Origin of the sequence: Streptomyces sp. NPDC058964, from assembly GCF_042741275.1 — a bacterium.
GTDB lineage: Bacteria > Actinomycetota > Actinomycetes > Streptomycetales > Streptomycetaceae > Streptomyces.
In genome coordinates, this window is sequence record NZ_JBHYKH010000722.1 from 1 (window position 1) to 2,829 (window position 2,829).

At 67.2% G+C, this 2,829-nt stretch carries 3 protein-coding genes and 2 pseudogenes; 4 read left to right on the plus strand and 1 reads right to left on the minus strand.

Translation table 11 applies throughout. The annotated features are described in order from the left end of the window. A pseudogene (locus tag ACFW2E_RS43655) lies at window positions 1-79 on the minus strand (IS5/IS1182 family transposase); the annotation flags it as partial. Between the two features lie 228 nt (window positions 80-307). On the opposite strand from ACFW2E_RS43655, the gene ACFW2E_RS43660 reads away from it, so the two are divergent. The 4 genes and pseudogenes from ACFW2E_RS43660 (at window position 308) to ACFW2E_RS43675 (ending at window position 2,652) form a co-directional block, all read left to right on the plus strand. Beyond that, window positions 308-550, plus strand: coding sequence for an SRPBCC family protein (locus ACFW2E_RS43660; RefSeq protein ID WP_384476780.1), 243 nt, complete (start codon window positions 308-310; stop codon window positions 548-550). A gap of 35 nt (window positions 551-585) precedes the next feature. Next, window positions 586-1,824, plus strand: a pseudogene (locus ACFW2E_RS43665) (IS701 family transposase). An 85-nt stretch (window positions 1,825-1,909) separates the two neighbouring features. Beyond that, window positions 1,910-2,452: a hypothetical protein gene (locus ACFW2E_RS43670; RefSeq protein WP_384476783.1), complete on the plus strand. Its 543-nt coding sequence runs from the start codon at window positions 1,910-1,912 to the stop codon at window positions 2,450-2,452. 77 nt (window positions 2,453-2,529) lie between these two features. Continuing rightward, window positions 2,530-2,652 carry a hypothetical protein gene (locus ACFW2E_RS43675; RefSeq protein ID WP_384476786.1) on the plus strand — a complete coding sequence of 41 codons (123 nt, stop codon included), beginning with the start codon at window positions 2,530-2,532 and terminating at the stop codon, window positions 2,650-2,652. Window positions 2,653-2,829: the final 177 nt, after the last annotated feature.

Consider the following 2,829-nt stretch of genomic DNA (forward strand, 5'->3'; position numbering starts at 1 on the left):
GGCGGCGCTGACGGAGCTTGGCGGACAGGAAGCGCAGGGCAGAACTGGACACGTCGACGCCCGACGGGTAGACAAGCACACGAAGCCTCTGGTGGAGACGGATTTCTTGGTCGAAAACCCATCTACCAGGGGCTTCACCTGTCTGTCAGCCCAACTGCCCGTCCAACCCGCCAGGTTGGAAAGAGCTCCCTGACGTCAGTGATTCATCCTGCGGGCGTTTGAGCACGACACCCAAAACGAATCTCGCGGTCGACATGTTCCTCGCGGCCGCCGAACGGCGGACCGCCAAATCGCACAGGAGGCAGAAATGAAGCAAGAGCTGACTTCGGACAACGCGTCGCGGTACATCGAGGCTTCGCCCGAGGTGTTGTACGCCCTCGTCTCCGACGTCACCCGAACGCCCGAGTACTCGCCGGAGGTCGTCCGGTGCACATGGATCGAGGGAGCAACCGGGCCGGTGGTAGGTGCGCGGTTCAAGGCGATCAACCACGCCGGGCGCGTTCCCGACTGGCCGAACAAGATCATGCGGTGGCCGCAGGACACAGCGTAGACCCTGCCCGCTGGCAGGCGGCGTTCGAGATCCTGATGTCCCGGATAGCGGGCCGGTTCGTGCGGGTTGAACCCCGGCGTCGTGTGCGGGACTTGGTGTTGGGGCTGCTTTCGGACCTGCCACGCAAGAACTGCTGGAGCATCGCCGAGTGGGCCGGGGAAGCCAGCCCTGACGGCATGCAGCACCTGCTCGGCCGCGCCAAGTGGGATGCGGATTCCGTGCGTGATGACGTGCGCGAGTACGTGCTGGAGCACCTGCGCGACGAGGATGCGGTGCTGGTTGTCGACGAGACCGGGGACGTGAAGAAGGGCACGCACACCGTCGGTGTCCAGCGCCAGTACACCGGTACCGCCGGGAGGATCGAGAACTCCCAGGTCGCCGTCTATCTCGTGTACGCAGGCAGCCGCGGACATGCGGCGGTGGACCGAGAGCTGTACATCCCGCGCTCGTGGACGTGTGACGTGGACCGCTGCCGGGCTGCGGGACTGGGAGAGGACGTCGTGTTCGCGGCCAAGCCGGACCTCGCCGCCCGCATGTTCGGCCGGTTCCTTGACGCCGGGCACCGGGTGGGTTGGGTCGCGGGTGACGAGGTCTACGGCGGCAACCCGAAACTGCGGTCCGCGCTGGAAGAGTGCGGGGTCGGTTACGTGCTCGCGGTCGCCTGCTCGGCCGAAGTCACCACCGGTGCAGGGAAGTTTTCCGCGGATGCCCTGGCAGCGAAGGTGCCCAGGCGGGCCTGACAGAAGCTGTCGGCAGGGGCCGGCGTCAAGGGGCACCGTTTCTACGGCTGGGCCGTCATCGACCTGGCCGAGCCCCTGCCCGGAAGTCACCGGCTGCTGATCCGCCGCAACCGCACCACCGGTGAAGTGGCCTACTACCGCTGTTGGTCGCCCGCCCCGGCACCCCTGGCCACGCTGGTGCACGTTGCCGGGTCGAGATGGCGGGTGGAGGAGACCTTCCAGGCCGGGAAGGGCCTAGCCGGACTGGACGAGCACCAAGTCCGCCGCTTCACCTCGTGGTCTGGCTGGGTCACCCTGGCCATGCTCGCCCACGCCTTCCTCGCCGTCGTCCGCGCTGACGAACATGCCCGCCATCCCTCCCCGGACGGGCTGATCCCGCTCACCTGCAACGAGATCCAGCGACTGTTCACGTCACTCGTCGTCCGGCCCGTGCGCGATGCGGCCCACCCGCTCCGCTGGTCCACCTGGCGACGCCGCCATCAGGCCCGAGCCCAGGCCAGCCATTACCGCCGACAAGCCGCGAATCAGACATGAAGATCACGTCAGCTGCAGATCGTGATCTCGTGGGCTGGCGGTATTGAGGTGTGGCGAGGCCGGTGGTGGTGCACACTTCTTCGCCGTGGAGATCATTGAGGGCGAGCTACGGCGTCTTCGGTCCGGACTACGGGCTGAGGACAGCCAGCTGCGGCCGTTTCTCGTCCGGGTCCGGTTTACCGCCGAGGATCCCGCCCAGGTCATTGCCAATGCTCGTGCGGTGCTGACGCGCGTGGTCGAGCGCATAGGCGACTGGCCTACAGATGAGCGGTGGCTGCAGCTGCTGCCGGCATGGTTCATCCAGCGGTGCGCGCCCGAGCCCATAGAGCCGGAGCCAGGCGAGCCCTTCGATGCCGAGGCATGGCTGCGGCAGTGGCGGGCGATGACGCCGGAGCAGAGAGCGGCTGCTGGCGATGGGCCGTGGACGCTGTCGAGCTGGCTGTACTACTTCGACCCGACCGAGGAAGGAGCCGGTGACGATCGCAGCTGGTGGTGGTGGCATACAGGCATCGATGAATCGGGAGGCGGCTGGGTGCAAGTGACCACCACCGGCTGGCCGTTCGGCAGCGGCTCGCTGTCCTGGCTGATTGAGGCCAGTGGCGGCACGGATCTCGCCTATGGACCGTGAACTTACACACTGCGCGCGGCACTACTGTAGTAGCGGCTGTCAAGGCAAGATCGCGATCTACGGCTGGAGTACTAGGCATGCTGCACCCGGACCACCACAAGGCGGTGGAAGCCGCGGCGCGCAAGGGCCTGGTCGAGCTCGCCGACCGGGAGATGCGCGCGGAACTGTCCGCGAACTCCTCCGGCGCGAAGGCGCGCTGACGTGCGCGCTGCCGGGCCTCGCACACCGCCGCCTTCACCAGCCCAGGTCCCGGTCGCTCGACTGCCGCCGACAGGCACGGATCGCCCAGTACCGCAGCGGTACGGGGAGTGGTGGGTGGGGGTGAGGGAGGAGGGGACAGCGACAGACACACCGACGGAGAGAGAGAGGGTGTTTAT

Bases quoted from the DNA above. Each gene is read 5' to 3' on its own strand.
- ACFW2E_RS43660 (WP_384476780.1), top strand. From the start codon at position 308: ATGAAGCAAGAGCTGACTTCGGACAACGCGTCGCGGTACATCGAGGCT.
- ACFW2E_RS43675 (WP_384476786.1), top strand. From the start codon at position 2,530: ATGCTGCACCCGGACCACCACAAGGCGGTGGAAGCCGCGGCGCGCAAG.